Source organism: uncultured Rothia sp., assembly GCF_916049665.1.
GTDB lineage: Bacteria > Actinomycetota > Actinomycetes > Actinomycetales > Micrococcaceae > Rothia.
Genome location: NZ_CAJZIE010000008.1, coordinates 1 through 23,193 on the forward strand (window position 1 = coordinate 1; position 23,193 = coordinate 23,193).

Here is a 23,193-nt window from a genome sequence, read left to right on the forward strand (position 1 = left end):
TGCAAAACAGTGCACGCAAAAACGGCGGGTGCCGCAGATACAACCGTATCCGCGGCACCCGCCGCATTATCGCCTCTCAAGGTGAAGCTAAAGCTTAGGCTTCCGGCTTCATCAGGGGGAAGAGAATAGTCTCACGAATACCGGGCTGACGCACCACAGTACCCGGACGCTCCGGATCTTGGTCGCCCGCCAGCAGCATAATCAGGCGGTCAATACCCAGACCCAGGCCACCCATCGGGGGTGCACCGTGCTCCAGGGCGCGCAGGAAGTCCTCATCCAGCTCCATCGCCTCATCGTCACCGGCAGCAGCCAGCAGCGACTGAGCGGTCAGACGCTCACGCTGAATGACCGGGTCAATCAGCTCGGAGAACGCGGTACCACGCTCCATACCGCCAATAATCAGGTCCCACGCCTCAATCAGAGGCTCACCGGAACGGTGCGGACGAGCCAGCGGCTGAGCGCTCGGCGGGTAATCGTACACGAAGGTCGGGTTCACCAGGGTCGGCTCAACAATCTCACCGAAGAGCTCGGTCACCAGCTTCTCAGCGTCCCACTTCGGGTCGATATCAACCTCGTGCTTCTCAGCAATCTCGCGCAGAACGGATGCGTCAGTCTCGGGGGTGACCTCAACGCCCACAGCCTCAGACAGGCCCGGGTACACGCCAACCCACTTCCACTCACCGAACAGGTCGATGGTGCCGTTCTCAGTCTCAATACGCTCGGTACCAACAGCCTTCGCGCAGCTCTGGATAATCTCCTTCATGCGCTCAGCCATCACGAACTGGTCTGCGTAGGTCTCGTAGCACTCCAGGGTGGTGAACTCGGGGCTGTGGGTCGAGTCCACACCCTCGTTACGGAACACGCGACCAATCTCGTACACGCGCTCGATACCACCAACCACTGCACGCTTGAGCGGCAGCTCGGTCGCAATACGCATGGTCATCGGCTGGTCGAAAGCGTTCAGGTGAGTGCGGAACGGGCGGGCAGTCGCGCCACCGTGCACCAGCTGCAGAACGGGGGTCTCAACCTCAATGTAGCCGTGATCTTCCAGCACGCGGCGGACGGTGCGGGTAATCAGGGCGCGCTTCTTCACCAGCTCGCGAGCCTCCTCGCGAACCATCAGATCCAGGTAACGCTGGCGAACGCGGGTTTCCTCGTTCAGGTCCTTGTGCAGAACCGGCATGGGGCGCAGCGCCTTCGACGCCATCTTCCAGTCGGTCACCATAATGGACAGCTCGCCACGGCGAGAAACAATCACGCGGCCGGTCACGAACACGTGGTCGCCCAGGTCAACCAGGGACTTCCACTCAGCCAGGGACTCCTCGCCAACCTCAGCCAGCGACAGCATCGCCTGGATGCGCTTACCCTCGGTACCACCCTGCAGGGTCGCAAAGCACAGCTTACCGGTGTTACGGACGAACACCACGCGGCCACCAACATGCACCACACGGTCAGTCTCGTCGCCAGCCTTCAGCTCCTCAGCAGCCAGCTTCGGATCGTACTCGGCGCGCAAATCCTCAATGTGGTTGGGCTCCACGCGGTTACCCTCAGAATCCAGCAGACCCACCGGGTATGCCTCGCGACCCGACTCGATCAGCTTCGCACGCTTCTCCAGGCGAATCTGCATCTGCTCGGACATATCAGCAATCGCCGGTGCGGCAGTGTGCTCAGTGCTCACAGTGATACCTATCTGTGTAGTGTGTTGGGGACTCTTCTAAACGAGCGAACGCTTAGCGCAGGTCCATGTTGTCAATCAGGCGGGTCGGGCCAACGAACGCGGCAACCAGTGCCAGCACTCGCTCCGACTCCTCAGTCGGCTCACCGAAAGTCATCGGGTCGACCAGTTCCAGGTAGTCAAGGCGTACACCCGGAGTGGAGTTGATACGCTCACGCGCACCCTCCAAATCAATCTCGTGGAAGCCACGGTTCAGCGAATTCTCACGCAGCATCGCCAGGGTGCGGGAGAGCACCAGGGCAGACTCGCGCTCCTCATCCGACAGGTAGCTGTTACGCGAAGACAGCGCCAGGCCGTTATCGTCGCGCACAATCGCCACGGGGCGCAGGGTCACGTCGTGGTTGAAGTCGCGCACCATACGCTGAATCAGGATGTACTGCTGAGCGTCCTTCTGACCGAAGTACGCATTCACCGGGTGGTTACCGGCAGCGGGGCGAATAATGTTGAAGAACTTATTGACCACGGTCAGCACGCCATCAAAGTGGCCGGGACGGGTCGCACCCTCAAACTTGGTGCCCAGCTCGCCGCTCGAAATGCGGATCAGCGGGTCACCGTCGGGGTACATCTCTTCAACCTCGGGGGCAAAAATAATGTCAACACCGGCAGCACCAGCCAGGGCAGCGTCTGCCTCCAGGGTGCGCGGGTATGCTTCGTAATCCTCGCCGGGGCCAAACTGCAGCGGGTTCACGAAAATGGAGGCGACCACTACATCATTCTGTTCAGCGGCGCGACGCAACAGGGTTGCGTGGCCGTCATGCAGGGCGCCCATGGTGGGCACGTAGCCCAGGGATGCGTTCTTGTACTGAACTGCGGTGCCGTTCTGCTCCGCCTCCTGGCGGGCGGCCCGGTCCAGTTCCTCCTGCGCTGCGGCAAGAGATTCGGTGATTGCCGTGCGGAACTCCGCAATGGTGGTCACGACTCGGGGCTTCGAAGTCTCAGTCATGACGAGAACTCCTTGTTTTCGGGGGCTGAATCATCAATATCGCCGGGGTGGTTGCATTCCGAAGAATTGCCCAGCAGATTCTCAATTCGTCCCAGTTGTTCATCGTTTAACAAACCTCTATTATGCGCTCTTTTTGCGGTTGCGTGTGCCAGAGCGGCATAAGAGTCTGTAATATCACCTGTTTTCTCATGCTCTGAGTACTCATTCAGAGCATGCAGATGAGCCTTCACAGTGCCTGCGTCTCCACGTGCCACGGGCCCGGTCAGGGCACCCTCGCCGCTGGCGAGCGCATTGTCCACGGCGGCTCGAACGAGCGGCCCCATATAGCGTGCCGGGTCCTCAATACCGATGGATGCGAGCATCTGCTGGGACTGACCCAGGATGGTCACGAGGTGGTTCGCGGCGTGCGCCAGGGCTGCGTGGTAGAGCGCCCGGTCAACCTCGGCAACGTGTACGGGTTCGCCGCCCATCTCCACCACGAGTGCCTGAGCAATCGGGATGAAAGGCGCCGGTCCAGTCACGGCGAAGCAGGTGCCGTTCAGGCGCTGCAGGTCCACGGACATGCCGGTAAAGGTCATGGCGGGGTGAATCGCCAAACCGATAGCACCCAGTGCGGTCGCCGGTGCGAGCACCTCGGTGCCGTGGCGGCCGGAGGTGTGCACCAGAATCTGACCGGCGGTCAGGCTCCCCGAAGACGCCAGGTAGGTGACAAGGCCCGGCAGCTCATCATCGGGAACCGCAAGAATCAGCAATTCGCTACGTTCGGCAATCTGCTCCACAGGCAGCAGAGGCACATCGGGAAGCAGCATCGCGGCGCGCTCCTGAGAAGCCTCAGACACCGCGTGAACACCCACAATCGTGTGTTCGCAGGCGCGCAAAGCCGCACCGAGGACGGCGCCAACCCTCCCGGCGGAAATAATTCCAATGCCCAAACGCGCAGGTTTTGAATGCTGTATCACGGCTTTAAGTATATTCTCCCTTTCACGCAGGCCCTGCCGCCGGTGTCACGAAGACGACCGACGGCAGGATGCGTTCTGCAGTTTTGCTAGTTGTCTGGCTGAGCTAGCGGGTTAGCTGAGCTGGCGGGCTGGCTTAGGGGCGCCCGCTCATCACCGGTACGCGGTAGTAGGGTTCAATACCCTCCAGGCGAACCGTCATCAGCCACACCAGGTCCTCACAGACGCGCGGCGGCAGGTGCATCATGAGCGTGCGCACCGGGCCGGGTACCGTACCGAAATGCACGCTCGCGCATCCGAAGGCACGCTGTAGCGGGCCCTGGCCCCAGCTCACGCTCAGCACGCGGCTGACCGGAACAATCGACAGCGTACGGATAAAGTAGCCGCCACGAATCAGCAGCAGGTCGCCCTGCGTATGCTCGCCAACGCTCGCCCGTGCGGCGTCCGAATCAATGCGGGTGGTCGCCTGCACCGAACCGGCAGTGTAACCGACCGTGGTCACGCCGTTACGCTTCCAGGTGAGCAGGTCCATCCAGCGCGCCGATGAAGGGGTCACAATCATTGCCGGAACCTGCGGCTGCTGACTCTTCAGCGAACCGTTGGCGGTATCCAGCAGCACCTGCGCCTGCGCCTCATCCAGAGCGGGCAGCAGCAGACGCAACACCATCAGCGTCTCCTGCCTATTACCAACCGGCAGAGCAATATTGCGGGTCACCAGCTTCTGGTTGTCGTTCTGCTCAACACCGATACCGGCAATGGTCATCTTGATGCGGTACCAGCCGAACACACGCCACAGAATGGACTGCTCCACCGCCAGCGCCTGAATACGCTCAACCATCACATTCTGGGTGTGCGTGCCGGTGAAACCGTACCGCAGGGTCACACCACCCTGACCACTCGGGGTGATTTTGAAGTTCGCGGCACCATCAAAACGTGCCCACAACGTACCCAAGTAACCGAGCAGCGGTACGAAGGTGCCGGGTAGCAACGCCATGAAAATCAGGAACGGACTCTCGCCATCTAGGATCGCGGCAATGACCGCGGCACCAACCATGAGAGCTACGGCGGGCACCAGCCACACAAGGTGCTCCAGCATGATGGAGGCAACCAGACGCATATTCGAGATGCGGAAAATCGGCGGCTGCGAGGGGTCAGCCGGTAGCGGGATGGGGCGGCGAGCGCCGCGGCGGGATGCAACGGGCTGCTGGATTCCCTGCTCGGGTGCGGGCTGCACGGGTGCGGGCTGCACGGGTGCGGGCTGCACGGGTGCGGGCTGCGAGTAGCCGCCCTGCTGAGGCGCTACCTGCTGATGAGCGGGCTGGGTGCCGTCCTGCACGGGTGCGCCATAGGACGCCTCGTAAGATGCCTCAAACGGCTGATGCAGCTGATCCGCATCCGGCATACGCTCCGCCGAAATCTGCATGCTCTCGGGCAGCACATCGACCGGGCGACCAGCAGCCTCCGAACGCAGCAGATTAATACTCGCCATCGCGGTACGGCGCAGAACCTCCGCCTTGCGGGCGGAAACGTACTTGATGTGCAGCGCCTCCGAAGAGCCGTCAGCAACCTCAAAACGAAGCTCCGACAGACCCAGCAGGCGCGCCACCAGAGGACGCGAAATGTCCACGCTCTGCACGCTCTCCAGGCGGATTGTGCGGTTCTTCTTGAACAGAAAACCGCTACGGCGGTGAATCGCCAAATCGTCCAGGCTGTAGCGGGTAAACCACCAATCAATCGAGCCGCCAACCAGAATCAGCACGAGCACGGCGAAGCCGATAAGCTGCGAGTACGTTGCGCTGAAGTAGCTACTGTTCTCGTCGAATGCCTGCGTCAGGCGCGCGCCCCACTCGTTCGGCGGGGTGGTCAGAATATTCAGGATGATGCTCTGGAAGAAGCCGAACGCCAGCAGAATAACGAACCAGAGGTTCATGATGAACGTGCGGATATCGGCACGCCACCACTTCTGCTCCTGAGTGTTTGGGGCGTTATTATTCGGAACCGGGGTGCTCATTAGAGTGCCGCCATTCGCTCATCGGCGCGGCGCACCAGATCCGCGCGCAGCTCCTCCGCCACGTTCAGCGGAATACCGAATAGCACCATCGTGCCAGTGGTCGTACCCGCGGTGCGCACCGTCAGGCGGGCAACACCGCACATGCGCTCCAGCGGACCCGAATCCACATCAACATACTGGATGCGACCGTACGGCATAGAGCTCATCGAACGGAACACGATGCCGCGGCGCGCCATCAGGTGATTCGACTCCAGGGCGTAGCCGAGCGCGCGAGTACGGCGCGGAGTGGTCAGAATCCACCACAGACCCCACAGACCAAACACCGCAATCACAGCCAGGCCGACGATGCGCAGCACCTCCGGGCCGCCGAAGAACGCACCCGCACAATACAGGGCAACACCCGCAAGAATCGGGAGCGCCAAAGCAGAAAGAGTGTGAATATAACGAACCGTCAGGTAGCGGGAGGCAGCGGGCACCCACTGCGGCTCCGGCGCGGGCTGAGAGGTAACCGGCTGGGGGCTTACCGGCTGAGCGGGCGCCGACTGCGGGGGAACCTGCTGAGGCGCGTTCGGGTACGCGGCAGCGGGCGGAACCTGCTGACCGTACTGGGTTTGCTGAACATACTGCGCCTGCTGGTCATGCTGTGCCTGCTGTCCATACGGGGCACCAGGCTGACCGTAAGCCGCCTGCTGGTACTGCCCGTACTGGTCCTGCTGACCGGGCTGACTCTGCCCATACTGACCGTATTGAGCATTCTGGGCGTTCTGGGCGTTCTGGGCGTCCTGCCCATACTGGCCATTCGGCGAATAACTATTCTGGTTAGGAGCCGACATAGGTTCCTCCCTCTCGCGGCTTGACAGCACCGGAAGAGGAGGCCGCATCCTCATCATCCTCCGGCGGAATACGACAACAATGCTGAGCCCACAGGCCAGCAATCAGCAGGGCAACACTGCCCACACAATTAACAAGAACCTCCCAAAAGACCACCGAAAAACCGCGCACAGACACCATCGCCACATGGTAACCAAGAATCGCAGCGCACCAGCCCGTCAACAGGGCACCGGTCATGATGGAACCCTGCGCATACGCCACCGCACGCGCAGCAAGAATCGGGCCCATATGCGGCACCTTCTCACGCGTCTGAATACGACGATAACGAGCCACCTGCACACCCAGCCACACGGCACCCGCCGCAACCAGCAGGCACACCGCGCCGAGCATCCACGAAAAATTCAGCTCACCAAAACCGGCGCCAATCATCACGGAATTCACCATAAGAGCGGCAGCGGCACCGCACACAGCCGCCACAATAATCGCCCGATAACTCAGGGGCTTCATGGTGTTTCCTTTCGGTAGGTTCCTCTACCTTCCAGAGTGCCACATTTAAGGCTGATCAGGTACCTGCATCTCACGCATATAGCTAATAGCGTCTTCATCCGCCCCAAGCAGCGTGCGGGACAGCTCCGCAACGTTCACGACCTCGCGACTCAGCGGTGTGGGAACCTCATCCGGCCGCTCCCCCGAAGGCTCCGCACGCCGGGTCACCGTCAGGTACGCCTGCGGGTCCATCTGCGCCCACGGCACCAGCACAAAAGCACGCTCCTGCGCCCGCGGATGCGGCAAAGTCAGCACCGGATCTTCAGAGATCACGCCGTCATAGTCAATCACGTCAATATCGAGGGTGCGCGGACCCCAACGCACCAGGCGCTCACGGTGATGCGCCGCCTCCACCGCATTACACAGCTTCAGCAGCTCGTAGGCGCCCAGGTCGGTGGTCACCTCAATGACCGCGTTCACGAAATCCGGCTGACCCACCGGACCACCCACCGGGGCAGTACGGTACAGCCCGGAGGCGCGCACCAGCTGCACGCCGCCCGCCACCAAATCGGCGACGGCACGCTCCAGGGTGTCTTCACTTTCGCCCAGGTTCGAGCCCAACGCCAACACCGCGCGGTGCCTCTGCGTATCGGGCTTCTGCGTGCCCGCCACTAGCGGCCGTCCTCAGCGGTACGCTCAGTAACACGCTCGCGGAACGCGCTCACCGCCACGTTACCGAACGGCAACTCAATCGGCGCCTGCGGCTTCGACACGGTAATCTCAACCGCCTGAACGTGCTCAAACATCGCGAGGATACCCTCGGCAATGTTCACGGCAAGGGTCTCAATCAAATCCAGCGAACCGTTCGTAATGTGGCGGTGAATCAGGTCCACCACCAGCGCATAGTTCGTGGTCTTCGTCAGGTCATCCGTCGCAGCTGCGGCGGAGAAATCGCTGTACAGGGTCGCATCCACGACGAAGGGCTGGCCGTCGCGCTTCTCAAAATCGAGCACGCCGTGGTAACCCTTGGCGGTAATGCCGGTGAGGGTGATGCGGTCGTGGCGTGCGTAATCTGCCTGGGTCATTGGGGTCTCCTAGAGGGTATTCGGGTAGTCGGCGGTTGCGGGTGGTGGTTCTAGCTGACAGAACGCAGCGCGGAGGCGACCGTCACCGCATCCACGCTGGCGGGCACGTCGTGCACGCGCACCGCCCACACGCCGCGGGCGGCCACCAGGGCGGTCACCGCCGCCGAAGCTGCGGCACGATGCTCAGCCGGGCGCGGCTCCGACAGCGACTGCCACAGTTCGCGTTCAGCTTCACCCGCATCGGTTGCGGTGAAGCCGCTCGCGTTCAGACGCTCGGCCAGGGCCGCATCCGCAGCCGTCAGGGCGTTGGCAATAAAACGCTTGCGGGAACCGGCGATGAGCAGGCGATGCCCCAGGGACTGCAGCTCGTCAATGGCGGCGAGCAGCTCCCAGTCCTGCATGCCGCCCTTCGCGAAGCCCAGGCCCGGGTCAAGAATCAGGTTCTGCGGTAGCACACCGGCGGCGAGGAAACGCTCACGCAGACCGGTCAGCTCTTCCACCACCTCGGTGACGACGCCGCGCGGGTACTCTGCCAGGCTGTCCATGGTCTGGGAGGTGCCGCGCGCGTGCATGAGGATGTACGGCACCTGCAGCTCGGCGGCGGTTTCAATCATTTCGTCGCTGACGTTCAGACCGGACACATCGTTGATGATGTGCGCACCGGCGGCGATGGCGGCGCGGGCGGTCTGCGGGTTCATGGTGTCAACGCTGATGGTGGTGCCCATCTGCGCGACCGCCTCGATGACGGGCAGGATGCGGCGCTGTTCCTCCTCCACGCTGATGCGCACGGCACCGGGGCGGGCGGACTCGCCGCCGATGTCGATAATGGAGGCGCCCTCGGCAATCATGCGGGCGGCGCGGGCGATAGCGTCGGTCGCGGCGTAGTGCTTGCCGCCGTCGCTGAAGGAGTCGGGGGTGACGTTGAGGATGCCCATGACGAGGGTGCGTTCGGCGGCGAGCGCGTCGCAGGGCAGGAGGGCTACACGGGTGGATTCGGTCATGGTTTTAATCGTACCGAATCTGCCGGATGACACAGCGCGCCATATTTGCATATGGCATACCGATTTAGGGGTATCCTGGGAGGGTATGCTCTGCCTGCGTCACAGCGGTGTGGGTTGGGCACCTCATACACATACATACTCTAGGAAGTGACTCATCGTGAATATGAAGACCGGCGCTTGGATCCTGTCCCTGGTGGCTCTTGCTGCGCTTGTGACCATTGTGCTTGCTGAAGGCGCCCCCGCGGTCCGCTGGATTGCTTTCGGCACCGCAACCGGTTGCGGCTTTATTGCTGTGGGCTTGATCGTGACGCTTGCCCTGGGTTGGGATGATCCGAGCGAGGCGAAGGGCCGCCTGCAGCGTTAGCGGCGGGGCTCTTCTAGCTTCTGCGGTAAGGCGCTATCGGCGCCGCCACGGCTGCGGAAGGCACCCGGCTCAGAACACACTCTCGGAGCACTTTGGCGATGCGAAAAGGGGCGGAGGTTTTCACCTCCGCCCCTTTCAGCGTGTCTATCGAGTGCTTAGCGCTGCGAGAAGATCAGGCTCATCGCCTCCGCACGGGTTGCGCCGTTCATCAACGCACCGCGTACCGCGCTGGTCACGGTCTTCGCGCCCGGCTTACGCACACCGCGCATCGACATGCACATGTGCTCAGCCTCAATCACCACAATCGCGCCGCGCGGGTTCAGGTGCTCCTCCAGAGCCTCCACCACCTGCGTGGTCAGGCGCTCCTGCACCTGCGGGCGGCGGGCATACATATCCACCACGCGGGCGAGCTTGCTCAGGCCGGTCACCTTACCGTCCGGTCCGGGAATGTAACCCACATGCGCCACGCCGTGGAAGGGCACCAGGTGGTGCTCGCAGGTCGAGTAGAACGGGATGTCCTTCACCAGCACCATCTCAGAGTGGGCAATGTCGAAGGTTGTACCCAGAATCTCGCCGGCGTCCTGGTGCAGGCCTGAGAAGAACTCCGCGTAGGCGCGCGCCACGCGTGCCGGGGTCTGCTGCAGACCGTCACGGTCCGGGTCCTCACCGATCGCGAGCAGAATCTCGCGCACAGCCGCCTCAATACGCGGCTGGTCGACAGCGTTCTTAGCCTCGCTCATTCTCTGCTCCATTCTGGTTCGGGGTGCCGTTCTCCGGGCGCTGCGCCGGAGGGGCGGGGTAGTTCGGGTACTGCTGGGTGGGCATTGCGACGGTCGGGTCGGCGTCCGGGTCGCTGAGGGGCGCCTGAGGCGGCAACGGCTGCGTAGGTGCTACAGGCGCCTGCTGGGTCGGAACCTGCTGCGCGGGTGCTGCCGGTGCTACAGGAGCAGTCGGCGCTACGGGAACAGTCGGTGCCTCGGCAGGTGCTTCCGCAGCCTTTTCGGCTTCCTTCGCCAGCTCGCTCGGTGCCTTCACCGGCGGAATGTCGGTGCGCTCGCGGGTCGGCTTGGAGTACCAGTACTCACGCTCGGGGCGCTTACGAACGTCCTTGAAGATTTCGGCAATCTCGTTCTCGAGCAGGGTTTCCTTCTCGAGCAGGGCGAACGCCAGGCGATCGAGCACGTCGCGGTTCTCCACCAGAATCTCGAACGCCTCATCGTGTGCCTGCTCCAGTAGGGCGCGAATCTCAGCGTCGACCTTTGCCGCGGTCGCGTCGGAGTAGTTGCGTGCCGAGGCGCCGCCGCCACCGAGGAACGGTTCGGTGTCTTCGCCGCCGAGCTTCACGGAACCGATCACGGCGCTCATGCCGTAGTCGGTGACCATCTTGCGGGCGGTGTCGGTTGCCTTCTGAATGTCGTTAGACGCACCGGTGGACGGGTCGTGGAAGACAATCTCCTCAGCCGCACGGCCGCCCATCGCGTACGCCATCTGGTCGAGCAGTTCGTGGCGGGTCGTGGAGTACTTGTCGTCCTGCGGCATGACCATGGTGTAACCCAGGGCGCGGCCGCGCGGAAGAATAGTAATCTTGGTGACGGGCGCGGAGTTACGCAGTGCCGCCGCAACCAGGGCGTGGCCACCCTCGTGGTATGCGGTGACCTTACGCTCGTGCTCGTTCATGATGCGCGAAGAACGCTGCGGACCAGCCATGACGCGGTCGATTGCCTCGTCGATAGCGCGGTCGTCAATCACGTTGCCGTTATCGCGCGCGGTCAGCAGAGCCGCCTCGTTCATGACGTTCGCCAGGTCAGCACCGGTGAAGCCGGGGGTGCGCTTAGCGACCTGAGCCAGGTCCACGGTGTTAGCAATCGGCTTGCCTGCGGCGTGCACGCGCAGAATCTGCTCGCGGCCCTTCATGTCGGGGGCGTCCACGCCAATCTGGCGGTCAAAACGACCGGGACGCAGCAGCGCCGGGTCCAGAACGTCGGGTCGGTTCGTTGCCGCAATGACGATGACGTTCGAGTTGCCGTCAAAGCCGTCCATCTCAACCAGCAACTGGTTCAGGGTCTGCTCACGCTCGTCATTACCGCCGCCCATGCCGACGCCGCGGCGGCGGCCAACAGCGTCAATCTCGTCGACGAAGACGATGGCGGCGGGGTCGCTCTTCGCTTCCTTGAACAGGTCGCGCACGCGGGAAGCACCCACACCCACGAACATTTCAACGAAGTCAGAGCCAGAAATCGAGTAGAAGGGCACGCCAGCCTCGCCCGCCACAGCCTTGGCGAGCAGGGTCTTACCGGTGCCGGGAGGGCCGTACAGCAGCACGCCCTTGGGGATCTTTGCACCCAGGCGGGTGAACTTTTCGGGTTCAGCCAGGAACTCGCGGACTTCTTCCAGCTCGGCGAGCGCCTCGTCCACGCCGGCGACGTCGCTGAAGCGAACCTCCGGCTTGTCCTTGGTGAACTTCTTCGCGCGGGACTTGGAGAAGCTCATGACGGAGGAGCCGCCTCCGACTCGTCCCATCAGGAACCAGAAGAGCGCACCAAAGAGCAGAATCGGCAGAAGCAGGGACATCAGGGAGCCCAGGAAGCTGTGCTCAACCGGCTGGTCCGTGTAGCTTTCCAGTTCGGCGGATTCCATTGCCTTAGCAACTTCCTCGCCGCGGGGCTGCACGTAGTAGAAGCGCACCGACTTACCGTAGTTGTCGTTGCCTTTCTTGTAATCGTCCTTGAGCTGCAGCTCGACGCGCTGGTCGCCGTCATAGATCTTTGCGCTCTTGACCTGGTGGTCGTTGAGCAGCTGAAGACCCACGTTGGTGTCCACCTGACGCGAGGGCTGAGTGAAGAGGGAGGTCATGAGGAAAGCCAACATGATGATGACGGCTGCGCCCGGCCAGAACCAGGGGCCGTTAATCAGCTTCTTCAGGAAGCCCTCCGAGCCTTTCTGCGGAGTATTGGGGGTTTGCGCCAATGCTTTGTCCTTACGTTGCGGCTGTAACCCGTTGGGGTGCGGCATGCCTGCCGGAACACCCAACGATGCAACCTTAAATGTACCCTACCCCGGCGGGCGGCTAGGTACAGGGCTTCTCTATTTCACCTGCGGGCTAAAGGGTTGTAGCACTCTGCGGGGCTGAAAGTGCATCTTCTTTATCGTGTATCCGCGGCGGCGGGTATCTGCGGTGGCGGGTATCCGCCGCATCCACAGTATGCCTCCGGGTACAGCAACACCCCGCTCCCCCACAAGAGTGAGGAGGCGGGGCGTCACCACCTAACAGCGTGGCTGCTGAGGTGAAGGCTTAGGAGTAAACGTGCGGGTGCAGGGTTGCGACGCAGTCCAGGTTGCGGTACTTCTCAGCGAAGTCCAGGCCGTAACCAACAACGAACTCGGGCTCGATGTCCCAGCCGACGTACTTGACCTCAACGTCAGCCTTGACGACCTTGGGCTTGCGCAGCAGGGTGCAAATCTCAACGGAAGCTGCGCCGCGAGAAATCAGGTTCTGCTGCAGCCATGCCAGGGTCAGGCCGGAGTCAATGATGTCTTCAACAATCAGGACGTTGCGGCCCACCAGGTCGGTGTCCAGGTCCTTGAGGATACGCACAACGCCGGAGGACTTGGTGCCGGAACCGTAAGAAGAGACAGCCATCCAGTCCATGGTGTAGTGGCCCTTGAGAGCGCGGGAAAGGTCAGCCATGATCATGATGGCGCCCTTGAGAACACCCACCAACAGCACGTCCTTACCGGCGTAGTCTTCGTCGATGCGCGCCGCCAGTTCGGCGACCTTCGCATTAATCTCTTCCTTGCTGAAGAGAACGTTCTTGATATCGTCCTGCACGTCGATAGCCTGCACGATGTATTCCTTCGTATTCTTTTAGACGCTCTGCGCCTCCGCCGGGGGCCCCGGATGCGGGGTTTCATGCCTTCCCACAGCGGATAATGTGGATGGTGTTCGCCTTAAGTATGGCTTAAAACGGCGCCGCGGCGCACCTCACCACGCAGATAGTGTGCGCTGAGGAGGCTCCACAGGCATCTAGCTGGGCACCTAGTTAGGGTCGAGTTGGCACTAATACGAGCACGTCCAGGCGTTCACCGGTTGCCGGATGCACAACCTTGCGACGGCGGTACGCACTCACGTGACCGGGCATCTGAACGGGCCCGGCTACCGCGTATTCGGCGGTGAAGGAGTCCAGCGCCTGCAGTCGCTCGAAGCCGGGGTTCTCTCCCCCGGCGGCCTTGCAGGCGGCCGCAAGCACACGCAATCGAAGCGCCGGATGCAGCGCCGCCACCTGCGCACGGTCCAGCAGCACGGCGTCCTCACGTTCGATGCCGCGCACGGCGGTTCCGGCGGGCAGAAGCGCCTGCTCGTAAGCGGTCTGTGCCTGCTCGTCGAGGTACTCGGCGTCCGGGCCCGCTACGGAGGCGGTGCGCGCCAGGGAGCGGGCGACGTCTCCGCCGAGGTGCTCCTCCAGGTAGGGCAGCACGCTGTGGCGGATGCGGGCACGCATGAGGGACTGGTCGGTGTTGGTCGGGTCAATCCAGGGGGTGAGGGTTTCAGCGTCGCAGATGTCGAGCATGTCGGTGCGGCGCAGGCCGAGGAAGGGACGCAGGTAGGTGACGCCCTCTTCGACGCGCACGGGTGGCATGCCCGCCAGGGAGCGTGTGCCGGAGCCGCGGCTTAGGCCGAGCAGCACGGTTTCTGCCTGGTCGTCGAGGGTGTGGCCGAGTAGCACGGCGCGGGCGCCGGTCGCCTCGACGGCTTTCGTGAAGGCGGCGTAGCGGGCGGTGCGTGCCGCCATTTCGGGGCCCATGTTACCGGCGGGAACCTGCACTTTTTCGGTGATGACGGGGTGAAGCCCCAGGTCGGTGAGGGTCTGCGCGGTCTGCGCGGCGACTGCGGCGGAGTTTTCTTGTAGCCCGTGGTCGACGATGATGGCGCCTACGCGCACGTCGCCGCGGCGGGCGAAGTGCGCGGCAATTGCCGCCAGTGCGAGGGAGTCGGGGCCGCCGCTGCAGGCGACCAGGAGCAGGGGCAGGTCGGCGGCGTCCGGGGTGGAGGTGGTGCGGGAGCGTCCGGTGGCTTTGATGCTTCCGGCGCCGAGGAGCTTTTCGAGGGCGGCGGCGAGGTGGCGGCGGGCAGTGCCGACGGCGGGGTGCAGGCGTCCTGCGCGTCCATTCTGCATGGTGGTTCCTTTATATAGGCGTGCGGGAGGGGTTAGGTGAGAGGGTTAGTAATGGCCAGCTCGATGCCGAGCTCTTGGGCGACCTTGAGGACCGCACCAATTGACGGGCCGGGCAGCCCACGCTCAATGTCGCGGATTGTTTTATCGCTGAGCCCGACCATCCACGCCAACTCCATTTGGGTGATTTTTTCGTACTTGCGGACGGCACGAACCTGCGCACCAAATTCTTGCGCGAACCCTGTTGCATCGAATGCCATAGGGGGTTCCCTCCTCACCGCTACAGAACCTCAGGTTATACGAACTATTCTTCGTAATATGCCCATATTAGCACTCTTGGAGGCACCCTGAGGCTATTTTCCGAAGAATAGTTCGGTTAAACATGCCCTTCCGACACCCCCAAACACGGCCAAGGAACACAAAAAAGGGGGCGTGCCCACCGCCTCCAGCACGCACGAAAAATCGCACGAACCAGACGCAGGGAACACGCCCCCAGCAAGCCCTCCGCTCACCTGCCGCTAGGACAGCGACTGCAGACGAGCCACAATGGGCGCCAATTCCTCGTGACTGTCCAGAATCATAAGAGGAATAAAAATAGTGCGGTGCGAAGCGAAGTAGTAGTCCGGCACCCTGTAGGCGTCCCATGTCACGTAATCGGCCCTGGGGTAGTTGAAGTTCATGGGCAGGTCATAATCCTCCCGCTTCGCCATTGCATGCTGGTACGCCCAGCTCATTGCTCGGTGCAACTCACTACCCCGCTTAATGGGGGCAAAACGCTTCTTATATCGTGCGGCATTCGCCTTACCCAGGGGCTCCAGAGTTACCTTGGGGCTACCCGCAGCACGATAAAGGAAGGTAAAGTATGCGCCGCGGCTCGCCGGAGTGTCGTAGTGGAAGGAACCATCAGACCAACCGGTGGTCAAGCCCACTCGGGTCGCCCAAATAGCAACCTTATAACGAGCATCGCCCGGAGTTAGGTCGGTGTACGGGGACTTCTCCGGCAGGTTCTTCACCTCGGGTGAGCCAGCCAGCTGATACAGGTACTCCAGTAAGCGGCCGCGCGAAATGGTCATAACCTCATTCGGCAGGGACCACTCATCGATGTTATACAGCTCAGCAACCTGCTCCTTCGTAATCAGGCCGGTACACTCCGCCCACTGCCAACTGTTCATAGCGTTCCTGCCGTATTCGCCGTACATTTCGAAACAGTCGACATTAGCCTTGGGTTCTTCAGTAGGCTGTGCAGGTTTCGGATCAATATGCGCGGCCTGGGCCACGCCCTGGCCCATGAAGCCCATAGCCAGTGCCAACAGTGCCGCCGCGCCACGGGTCGAAAGGTTTTTCTTCATTTTCTATCCTCGGTGAAAGGTGTGAGAACGGAAGAAGAGTGAATTTCTTTGACCATACTCAGAATCTGCACCCTGCGCAATAAATTACGCCCGGCGTGCAGGCGGATGCGGCGAAAGACACAACAAAGGCGAAAGATGCAGCAAAAGGGGCGTGCCCACCGCCTCCAGCACGCACGAAAAATCGCACGAACCAGACACGGGGAACACGCCCCCAGCAAGCCCTCCCGCTCACCTACCGCTAGGACAGCGACTGCAGACGAGCGACAATGGGTGCCAACTCCTCGTGGTAATCAAGAATCGCGAGAGGGGTGAAAATAGTAGGGTACGAAGCGTAATAGAAATCCGGTATTTTATTGATTTCCCAGGTATTGTACTCGGTGTAGCTAACACTCAACCAGACACTATCAAGGTTATCATCGGGCCTCCTTAAAGCATGCTGATAAACCCAACTCATTGCTCGATGCAACTCGCTCCCTTCCTTAATGGGAGTAGCACCCTTCTCCGCACGCACAGCATTCGCCGCATCCAGAGATTCCAGAGTCACCTTGGGGCTACCCGCAGCACGATAAAGGAAAGTAAAGTAGGCACCACGGCTCGCCGGAGTGTCGTAGTGGAAGGAACCATCAGACCAACCGGTGGTCAAACCTACACGGGTCGCCCAAATAGCAACCTTATAGCGCGCATCGCCCGGAGTCAGGTCGGTGTACGGGGACTTCTCCGGCAGGTTCTTCACCTCGGGTGAACCCGCCAGATGGTACAGGTACTCCAGCAAGCGGCCACGCGAAATGGTCATGACTCCGTTCGGTAACTTATCTTCACGGGTTCGGGCCAGCCCAACAACCTGCTTCTTCGTAATCAGGCCGGTACACTCCGCCCAATCCAAACTGCCCATAGTGTTCTTGCCGTAATAGAAGTGCATGTCAAAACAATTAACATCAAATTCCAGCTCTTCAATAGGCTGTGCAGATTTCGGCTGAATGTATGCCGCCTGGGCTACACCCTGACCCATGAAGCCCATAGTCAGTGCCAACAGTGCCGCCGCGCCGCGGGTCGAAAGGTTTTTCTTCATTTTCTATCCTCGGTGAAAGATGTGAGAGTAGAAGAAGAGTGAATCCCCTTGAACATACCCGGGATCTGTGCCTCACGCAATCAACTACACCCAGCGTGCAGGCAGATGCGGCGAAAGACACAACAAAGGCGAAAGATGCAACAAAAAAGGGGGCGTGCCCACCGCCTCCAGCACGCACGAAAAATCGCACGAACCAGACACGGGGAACACGCCCCCTACAAAACCGGGTGCACCTAACGGTGCGGCAGCTTAGTGACCCTCAGCTGCGAAACGGTCGATAGCCTCCTGGACCATCTTCTCAGCAGCAGCCAGGTCTTCCCAGCCCTCGCCCTTAACCCACTTGCCGGGCTCCAGGTCCTTGTAACGCTCGAAGAAGTGCTGAATCTCAGCCTTCAGCTGCTCCGGCACATCAGCCAGGGACTTGATGTGGTCGTAGCGCTTGTCGGTGGGAACGCACAGAACCTTAGCGTCGCCGCCAGCCTCATCGGTCATGTTGAACACTGCGATCGGGCGGGACTCAACCAGCACGCCGGGAACCACGTCAACGTCCAGGATCAGCATTGCGTCCAGCGGGTCGCCGTCCTCACCCAGGGTGTTCTCGAAGTAACCGTAAGCGGTGGGGTACTGCATGGAGGTGAACAGCACGCGGTCCAGGCGCAGGCGGCCGGTCTCGTGGTCCACTTCGTACTTCACGCGGGAGCCGCGGGGAATTTCAATAGTGACGTCGAGTTCCATCGGAACCTTCTTTCTCGTGAGTTAGAGTCACTTTCGCGGCGACTTCGGCGCGCAAGGTGCGAAAGTTAGGTGTTGAACTCACCCATTGTAACCCGTTCACGCACACCGAAACCGCGTATTCGGCGCCAAAACCAGCGTAATTTACCACGCTCACACCACTGTTAACGTTCCGCCTAGTCCCACGCCCGCCAGCACACCTCGCCGCCGCACCTCGCCGCCATGCCGGGCAGCCCAGATAGGGTTCGTGAGGGGTAGCAGGAGCGCGGCATGAGCATCCCAGCACCGGCGCGTAAATTCGATAGGCACCCCATCCGCCCGCTATGCTCAAAAGATGCCTTCCAACAAGCACAACACCCAGACCACCATCCTCACCCGCCGTGCCGCCCTCACCCTCGGCGGCATGTTCCTCCTCACCGCCTGCGGATCCGCCGCAACCGAACAGAAACGCCCCGAAGGTTCCGCAAGCCCCAGCGGCAGTGCGTCCGGTACCGCCGAGGCGACCGCCTCCGCAACCCCGAGCGCTACGCCGAGCCTCGCGCCCGCACTGCCCGAAGCGGAACAGGGGCAGCTACGCAACGCCCTCACCGCGCTCTTCGCGGACGGCACCTACCCGCAGTACAGCCTGCTCGTCACCGGCATGGACGGCAACCTGCCCAGCATCAAGGCAACCACCGCACCCGCCGACCTGTACGCCGCCAACGCCGACACCGCGCGCGTGCCCGCCTCCACGTTCAAAATCCTGACCCTGTTCGCGCTCAACCACTACGCGAACCTGCAGGCGCGCCTGCGCACCCGCGTGAACCGCGACGCCGCCGGACTGTACCTCATGGCGGGCGGCGACACCCTGCTCGGTGCGGGCGCCTCCAACCCGAAGCAGATTGTGGGACGCGCAGGCCTGACCACCCTCGCCGAACAGACCATTAAAGCGCTGAACGAGGGCGAAAAGCCCACCGCCGCGCTACCCGTGTACCTGGACGGCACCTTCTTCAGCGGCCCCAGCGTGAACCCCGGCTGGGAAGAAGCCGACGTAGCGTCCGGCCAGATCACGCCCATTCACCCGATTGCGCTCGAATCGCACACCGTGCCGGGCAAGTCGACCGCAAGCAACCCGGTACGCCCGGATGATGCCGCGGTTGCCGCCCAGCAGGCGTTCGTGGATGCGCTCAACACCGCTGGCAAGGAGTCCGGTCTGAGCTTCACCCTCGCGGAGCGCCGCACCGCCCCCGCGGAAGCGGTCGAAATCGCCGCGGTCGAATCGGCAACCCTGCTCGAGCAGGCGCAGCACATGATGCTCGAATCCGACAACGCTCTCGCTGAGGTTCTCGGTCGTTGCGCCGCCATTACAGCCGGTAAGGAAGGCAGCGGCGAAGCGGCACAGCAGACCGTGCGCCAAGCGCTCGTAGACGCCGGCGTGAACATTGAAAACCTGGTGCAGGCGGACGTATGCGGCATGTCCCTGACCGACCGCGTAACCGCCCGAACCCTCGTGCAAGTTGTGGCGCTCATGAACGCCGACGAGCACGCCGAGCAACTCATGCAAACCTTCCCCGTTGCGGGCGTGAGCGGCACCCTGACCGACCGTTTTGGTGCGGCAAACGCCGTGCACGCACGCACCTTTGTGCAGGCGAAGACCGGCACCCTCTACACGGTATCTTCGCTATGCGGCGTGGCAACCCGACCCGACGGCACCCGCCTGATTTTCGCAATCATTCTGAACGACCTGGGCGGCTCGGATGCACTACCCGCCGCGAAGGAACGGGTGGACGCCGCCGCGGCGGCAATCGCGAACCGCTCGAGCGCGCCGAGTGCCTCTGCCGGTCCCTCTGCGGTAGCGCCGGCTACTTCGGTACCCGCTTCGGAGGCGCCTGTGGCGGGTGCAGCCTCCTAGCGGATGCTCCCAGAAAGCCCCGAAAGCCCTCTAAATCATCCTGTGTAGATTGATTTTCTGTAGTGTTTCACGTGAAACCTAAAAATCAACCTCTCGGGGTTAGGGGTGGTTCGGGGTTATTGCAAGCCTCTCAACCGGGGCTCGCACCCACTCCCTACGGCGGGGTATCACACCCGCCCTGTTTCTCTCTCCTCCAGCAGAAAAGTCACCCATGGACCTTACCTTCACCCTCGCTGATCTGACCGCCACCTCCGACTGCGAGCTGCGGCTCTACACCGAGCTTCAGGAACGTGCGCAGAAGCAGACTGGCCGCCCAGCTGAGCCGGAGCTTGAGGCGTACCGCGAGTGCCTGCGAGTGCTAACCGAGGGCGGAATGGTCACCGGTGAACATGCGGGCGGTAAGGCGCACCCGGTGCCCCTGGTGGCGACCTCCGCGGCGGGGCTGACCTACACGGTGGAGCTCGACCGTCTGGAGTACGCAGTCACGAACAGCGCACCCGCAGACAGCACCGCGCACGGGCGTATTATCTGCACCCCTCACCTGGGTGAGGCGGCGCATCGGGCACTGTTGCGCGGTGCCCTGGCGGCGCACCTGCTGACCGCCGGTGCCGCCGAGAGTGCCAAGAATGCAGTCCGTATCGATCTCCATCTGGAGCACGGTGTAGAGAGGCACGGCATGGAATCCGAATCGGAGCCCACCGAGCACCACTCCCCCGTTCCTCAACCTCACCGGGTTGATTCGGCGCGTATTCTGCCGCTGATTCGACTGCAAGAGCAGCGCCTCCTCCTGCTCACCCAAGCCCTGAGCGAGGGTGTGGAACCGGCGGAACTTGCCGAGCGCATCCCGCATTTTCTGACCTGCGACGAGTGCCCGGCATGCCTGAACGCGGCGGCTTCCCTTGCCCTCGCGACCGAAGCCCCGGAACTCGTCACCGAAGACGCCGCTGAAGACGCTACCGAAGACCCCGAAACCGAAGAGCATCCGGTCATGTACCGTGTGCCCGCCGCGGTCGAGAACGACAGCGAACAGTACCGCCTGCAGTGCCTGCTGGACGCCCAGCTCGCCTCCCTGGAGGAGCACGCGGCGGAGCGCGGCTGGGGTGCCGGCGAGCTTGAGGCGGCGATGCTGCTGTCCATGACGAACTACCACCGCCGCGAGCGCGCCCCGTTCTGGCGCGAGCACATTCGCCGCCTGGAGGACGGCCCGACGGCGTGGGTGGCGAGCCGCGATTACGCGTACCTTGACCGGGTGCAGGTGCTCACCACCGAGCATGCGCATGCCCTTCTGAACACCCCCGCCGACCTGGAGGCGCTTGCCGCCGCTATGAAGGAGCCCGCCGAGGTGCCGGACACTCCCGGCTGGTATCGTGTGCGCGGCGCGCAGGTGCGCCTGTTGCGTGCGCGAATTGAGGCTGATCCGAGCCTGGTGATTGCGCCGTCGGACCACGCGGTTTTTTGTGCGTATGAGGCGGGGTTGAGCCCTCAGATTGCGCTGGACCGTATGGAGTCGCAGCTGAATTATTTCCGTGCGTCGAATCCGGGTGAGCGTGTGCCCGCCGAGTTGGCGGCGACGGGTTTCTTTGGCATGCGCGTGTTGGCGGTGGCGCAGGGCGGTTTCAGTGCCAAGCATGAGGATTCTGCAGGTTCCGAAGAGCCGGCTGAGTCGACCGGCGAGTTCCTGGAGGTGCTTCTGCAGGAGCGCATCCGTGTAAAGGATGAGCCGCACCGTGCCCTGCCTTCGGGTATTGGTCCGGGCGATCCGGTGTCTACGGCGACGATTGAAGCGGCTCTGCAGTCTGACGTGCACGGACTGCTGTTCGGCGGCGCCCTCATGCCTGATCTCCCCGTATCCGATGAGTCCTCCGATGCTCCCGCCGCACCCCGCACCCTGCCGAGCGTGCTCGATGCGGCGGTCTCGCTGACGGGGACGAAGAGCGCCTCCGCGGACCTACTGTTCCGCCGCGCGCCGCGCCTGAAGAAGAGCGCCGCAAACACCAAAAATGCAGAAAATCTACCCCGTGAGGTTGATTTTCCCGCCTCCGACCTGCCCACGGTGGATGCCGTGCACGCCGCGGTTCGCGCCCTCGACCGCTCCTATGTGGCGGTTCAGGGCCCTCCCGGTGCGGGCAAAACCTTCCTCGCCTCGCACGTGATTGCGCGCCTGGTGGCGGAGGGCGCGAAGGTGGGCGTGGTGGCTCAGTCGCACGCGGTGATTGAGAATCTCATGGTGGCGTGCTGCGCCCGCGAGGGTTTTGATACCTCCCGCGCGGTGCGTCTGCGCGGCAAGTCGGTGACCCCGGACGCCCCGTGGTCTGAGGTGTCTGATGCCGAGCTGACGGAGCTGATTTCCGGTGAGGGCGGTCTGCTCTTTGGCGGTACGGTGTGGGATTACGTGAGCGAGCGTCGCGTGCCCGCCGAGTCGCTGGACGTGCTGGTGGTTGATGAGGCGGGCCAGTTCTCGCTGACGAACACGGTGGCGGCGGCTCGTGCGGCGCGTTCGGTGCTTCTGCTGGGGGACCCGCAGCAGTTGCCGCAGGTGTCGACGGGCGTGCATCCGTACCCGGTGGATGTTTCGGCGCTGGGTTGGCTGTCTGATGGCGCGGCGGCGCTGGATCCTCGTTTTGGCTATTTCTTGGGTGAATCGTGGCGTATGGATTCGGCACTGTGCGAGCGGGTTTCGTGGCTGTCCTACGATGGCGCGTTGGCGAGCGCGGCGGCGACGGCTGGTCGCACCCTGCAGGGTGTTGAGCCAGGTGTGGTGTCGTATCCGGTGGAGCATTCGGGCTGTTCGGTGCGGTCTGTGCAGGAGGCGCAGGCGGTGGTGGATTGCGTGCGTGAGTTGTTGGGCAGTGAGTGGGTTCCGGCGGCTGGTGCTGAGCCGCGCCCGCTGGCGGCTGAGGATTGCATTGTGGTGGCGGCGTATAACGCGCAGGTTGATTGTGTGCGTGAGGCGCTGGTCGCCGCCGGGCTGGCGGATTCTTCGGGTGCTGGCGTGCGTGTGGGCACGGTGGATAAGTTCCAGGGTCAGGAGGCCGCGGTGGTTCTGGTGTCCCTGGCGTCGTCGCGGGTTGATTCTGGACGCGGTGCCGGGTTTGTGCTCTCGCCGAATCGTTTGAATGTGGCAGTGTCGCGCGGTCAGTGGCGGGCGGTGTTGGTGCATTCGCCGCTGGTGGCGCGTTCGGTGCCGCAGGATGTTGAGGAGGTGCTGGCTCTGTCGGGTTTCGCGGGCCTGGTGGAGTAGTGCCTAGTGCAGCCCTTATTCTGCACTCTTCTACACTCCCCCGCCCGCTGTGTTGCGGGGTCTGGCGGAGCCTGGTAGTGGGTGCCTTTGGCGTACCCTGATTCGGGTTCAGCCAAGGCTTAGTTGGGCGGAAGCACCAAGACTGAATTATAGTCACCCTAACCCTAATGTCAATACTCAAAATGGGGAAAGTTTTTCGACGTGCCCTCATGCATATGATTCACATCTCTCATAGAATCTAAAGTATCGCGCGACACACTTCTTGTGCGGGGGGGGTGGCTCCCGATGAGCCGCTCCGTGCATCCTCAACCACCCTATCGTTACCGGC

General features: G+C 62.5%; 20 protein-coding genes. 3 read left to right on the forward strand and 17 right to left on the reverse strand.

All coding sequences use genetic code 11. The annotated features are described in order from the left end of the window. Positions 1-94: 94 nt before the first annotated feature. The 9 genes from lysS to folP form a co-directional block, all read right to left on the reverse strand. A complete protein-coding gene (gene lysS / locus QZ540_RS01350; protein WP_294627193.1) occupies positions 95-1,627 on the reverse strand; it encodes a lysine--tRNA ligase in 1,533 nt (510 codons plus the stop codon). Positions 1,628-1,730: 103 nt separating this feature from the next. After that, the gene (gene panC, locus QZ540_RS01355; protein WP_294627147.1) at positions 1,731-2,678 is read right to left on the reverse strand and encodes a pantoate--beta-alanine ligase; all 948 of its coding nucleotides are present in this window, start codon (positions 2,676-2,678) and stop codon (positions 1,731-1,733) included. Further along, on the reverse strand, positions 2,675-3,637 hold the full coding sequence (locus tag QZ540_RS01360; protein ID WP_294627149.1) for a Rossmann-like and DUF2520 domain-containing protein: 963 nt from the start codon (positions 3,635-3,637) through the stop codon (positions 2,675-2,677). The genes panC and QZ540_RS01360 overlap by 4 nt, the downstream gene beginning before the upstream one ends. A 133-nt stretch (positions 3,638-3,770) precedes the next feature. Then, on the reverse strand, positions 3,771-5,645 hold the full coding sequence (locus tag QZ540_RS01365) for a PH domain-containing protein (RefSeq protein WP_294627151.1): 1,875 nt from the start codon (positions 5,643-5,645) through the stop codon (positions 3,771-3,773). Further along, complete coding sequence (locus tag QZ540_RS01370) at positions 5,645-6,478, reverse strand: PH domain-containing protein (RefSeq protein ID WP_294627153.1); 834 nt, start codon at positions 6,476-6,478, stop codon at positions 5,645-5,647. The genes QZ540_RS01365 and QZ540_RS01370 overlap by 1 nt, the downstream gene beginning before the upstream one ends. Then, positions 6,465-6,983 carry a DUF3180 domain-containing protein gene (locus QZ540_RS01375; protein ID WP_005507616.1) on the reverse strand — a complete coding sequence of 173 codons (519 nt, stop codon included), beginning with the start codon at positions 6,981-6,983 and terminating at the stop codon, positions 6,465-6,467. The genes QZ540_RS01370 and QZ540_RS01375 overlap by 14 nt, the downstream gene beginning before the upstream one ends. Positions 6,984-7,028: 45 nt before the next feature. Continuing rightward, positions 7,029-7,634 carry a 2-amino-4-hydroxy-6-hydroxymethyldihydropteridine diphosphokinase gene (gene folK, locus QZ540_RS01380; RefSeq protein WP_294627155.1) on the reverse strand — a complete coding sequence of 202 codons (606 nt, stop codon included), beginning with the start codon at positions 7,632-7,634 and terminating at the stop codon, positions 7,029-7,031. Next, positions 7,634-8,047, reverse strand: coding sequence for a dihydroneopterin aldolase (folB, locus tag QZ540_RS01385; RefSeq protein ID WP_294627157.1), 414 nt, complete (start codon positions 8,045-8,047; stop codon positions 7,634-7,636). Before folB ends, folK begins: the two co-directional genes overlap by 1 nt. Before the next feature lie 50 nt (positions 8,048-8,097). Beyond that, on the reverse strand, positions 8,098-9,048 hold the full coding sequence (gene folP, locus QZ540_RS01390) for a dihydropteroate synthase (RefSeq protein WP_294627159.1): 951 nt from the start codon (positions 9,046-9,048) through the stop codon (positions 8,098-8,100). A 157-nt stretch (positions 9,049-9,205) separates the two neighbouring features. Between folP and QZ540_RS01395 the strand changes: the two genes are divergently transcribed. Further along, positions 9,206-9,412 carry a hypothetical protein gene (locus QZ540_RS01395; protein ID WP_294627161.1) on the forward strand — a complete coding sequence of 69 codons (207 nt, stop codon included), beginning with the start codon at positions 9,206-9,208 and terminating at the stop codon, positions 9,410-9,412. Positions 9,413-9,567: 155 nt separating this feature from the next. On the opposite strand, the gene folE is transcribed toward QZ540_RS01395, so the two are convergent. The 8 genes from folE to ppa all read right to left on the reverse strand — a co-directional run bounded on the left by folE (position 9,568) and on the right by ppa (position 17,736). Beyond that, a complete protein-coding gene (gene folE, locus QZ540_RS01400) occupies positions 9,568-10,152 on the reverse strand; it encodes a GTP cyclohydrolase I FolE (protein ID WP_005504347.1) in 585 nt (194 codons plus the stop codon). Beyond that, entirely contained in the window at positions 10,139-12,379 is a 2,241-nt protein-coding gene (gene ftsH, locus QZ540_RS01405; protein ID WP_294627164.1) for an ATP-dependent zinc metalloprotease FtsH, read from the reverse strand. The genes folE and ftsH overlap by 14 nt, the downstream gene beginning before the upstream one ends. Positions 12,380-12,704: 325 nt before the next feature. Next, positions 12,705-13,256, reverse strand: a complete 552-nt coding sequence (hpt, locus tag QZ540_RS01410) for a hypoxanthine phosphoribosyltransferase (RefSeq protein ID WP_005504342.1) — start codon at positions 13,254-13,256, stop codon at positions 12,705-12,707. A gap of 196 nt (positions 13,257-13,452) precedes the next feature. After that, entirely contained in the window at positions 13,453-14,586 is a 1,134-nt protein-coding gene (gene tilS, locus QZ540_RS01415; protein WP_294627166.1) for a tRNA lysidine(34) synthetase TilS, read from the reverse strand. Positions 14,587-14,618: 32 nt separating this feature from the next. Further along, the gene (locus QZ540_RS01420) at positions 14,619-14,843 is read right to left on the reverse strand and encodes a helix-turn-helix domain-containing protein (RefSeq protein ID WP_005504337.1); all 225 of its coding nucleotides are present in this window, start codon (positions 14,841-14,843) and stop codon (positions 14,619-14,621) included. A gap of 258 nt (positions 14,844-15,101) precedes the next feature. Then, positions 15,102-15,932: an S-layer homology domain-containing protein gene (locus QZ540_RS01425; protein ID WP_294627168.1), complete on the reverse strand. Its 831-nt coding sequence runs from the start codon at positions 15,930-15,932 to the stop codon at positions 15,102-15,104. Between the two features lie 238 nt (positions 15,933-16,170). Next, complete coding sequence (locus QZ540_RS01430; protein ID WP_294627170.1) at positions 16,171-17,001, reverse strand: S-layer homology domain-containing protein; 831 nt, start codon at positions 16,999-17,001, stop codon at positions 16,171-16,173. A gap of 249 nt (positions 17,002-17,250) precedes the next feature. After that, the gene (gene ppa / locus QZ540_RS01435) at positions 17,251-17,736 is read right to left on the reverse strand and encodes an inorganic diphosphatase (RefSeq protein WP_012902761.1); all 486 of its coding nucleotides are present in this window, start codon (positions 17,734-17,736) and stop codon (positions 17,251-17,253) included. A 331-nt stretch (positions 17,737-18,067) separates the two neighbouring features. On the opposite strand from ppa, the gene dacB reads away from it, so the two are divergent. Further along, positions 18,068-19,624 carry a D-alanyl-D-alanine carboxypeptidase/D-alanyl-D-alanine-endopeptidase gene (gene dacB / locus QZ540_RS01440; RefSeq protein ID WP_294627172.1) on the forward strand — a complete coding sequence of 519 codons (1,557 nt, stop codon included), beginning with the start codon at positions 18,068-18,070 and terminating at the stop codon, positions 19,622-19,624. 211 nt (positions 19,625-19,835) lie between these two features. Then, the gene (locus tag QZ540_RS01445) at positions 19,836-22,865 is read left to right on the forward strand and encodes a DEAD/DEAH box helicase (RefSeq protein ID WP_294627173.1); all 3,030 of its coding nucleotides are present in this window, start codon (positions 19,836-19,838) and stop codon (positions 22,863-22,865) included. Positions 22,866-23,193 lie beyond the last annotated feature (328 nt).

What these genes read in the sequence shown, in the direction of transcription:
- folP (WP_294627159.1), bottom strand. Translation starts at nt 9,048, where the DNA reads ATGACCGAATCCACCCGTGTAGCCCTCCTGCCCTGCGACGCGCTCGCC.
- ppa (WP_012902761.1), bottom strand. Translation starts at nt 17,736, where the DNA reads ATGGAACTCGACGTCACTATTGAAATTCCCCGCGGCTCCCGCGTGAAG.
- QZ540_RS01420 (WP_005504337.1), bottom strand. Translation starts at nt 14,843, where the DNA reads ATGGCATTCGATGCAACAGGGTTCGCGCAAGAATTTGGTGCGCAGGTT.
- QZ540_RS01370 (WP_294627153.1), bottom strand. Translation starts at nt 6,478, where the DNA reads ATGTCGGCTCCTAACCAGAATAGTTATTCGCCGAATGGCCAGTATGGG.
- QZ540_RS01425 (WP_294627168.1), bottom strand. Translation starts at nt 15,932, where the DNA reads ATGAAGAAAAACCTTTCGACCCGTGGCGCGGCGGCACTGTTGGCACTG.
- QZ540_RS01375 (WP_005507616.1), bottom strand. Translation starts at nt 6,983, where the DNA reads ATGAAGCCCCTGAGTTATCGGGCGATTATTGTGGCGGCTGTGTGCGGT.
- folE (WP_005504347.1), bottom strand. Translation starts at nt 10,152, where the DNA reads ATGAGCGAGGCTAAGAACGCTGTCGACCAGCCGCGTATTGAGGCGGCT.
- tilS (WP_294627166.1), bottom strand. Translation starts at nt 14,586, where the DNA reads ATGCAGAATGGACGCGCAGGACGCCTGCACCCCGCCGTCGGCACTGCC.
- QZ540_RS01365 (WP_294627151.1), bottom strand. Translation starts at nt 5,645, where the DNA reads ATGAGCACCCCGGTTCCGAATAATAACGCCCCAAACACTCAGGAGCAG.
- QZ540_RS01430 (WP_294627170.1), bottom strand. Translation starts at nt 17,001, where the DNA reads ATGAAGAAAAACCTTTCGACCCGCGGCGCGGCGGCACTGTTGGCACTG.
- lysS (WP_294627193.1), bottom strand. Translation starts at nt 1,627, where the DNA reads ATGCAGATTCGCCTGGAGAAGCGTGCGAAGCTGATCGAGTCGGGTCGC.
- QZ540_RS01445 (WP_294627173.1), top strand. Translation starts at nt 19,836, where the DNA reads ATGGACCTTACCTTCACCCTCGCTGATCTGACCGCCACCTCCGACTGC.
- dacB (WP_294627172.1), top strand. Translation starts at nt 18,068, where the DNA reads ATGCCTTCCAACAAGCACAACACCCAGACCACCATCCTCACCCGCCGT.
- panC (WP_294627147.1), bottom strand. Translation starts at nt 2,678, where the DNA reads ATGACTGAGACTTCGAAGCCCCGAGTCGTGACCACCATTGCGGAGTTC.
- folB (WP_294627157.1), bottom strand. Translation starts at nt 8,047, where the DNA reads ATGACCCAGGCAGATTACGCACGCCACGACCGCATCACCCTCACCGGC.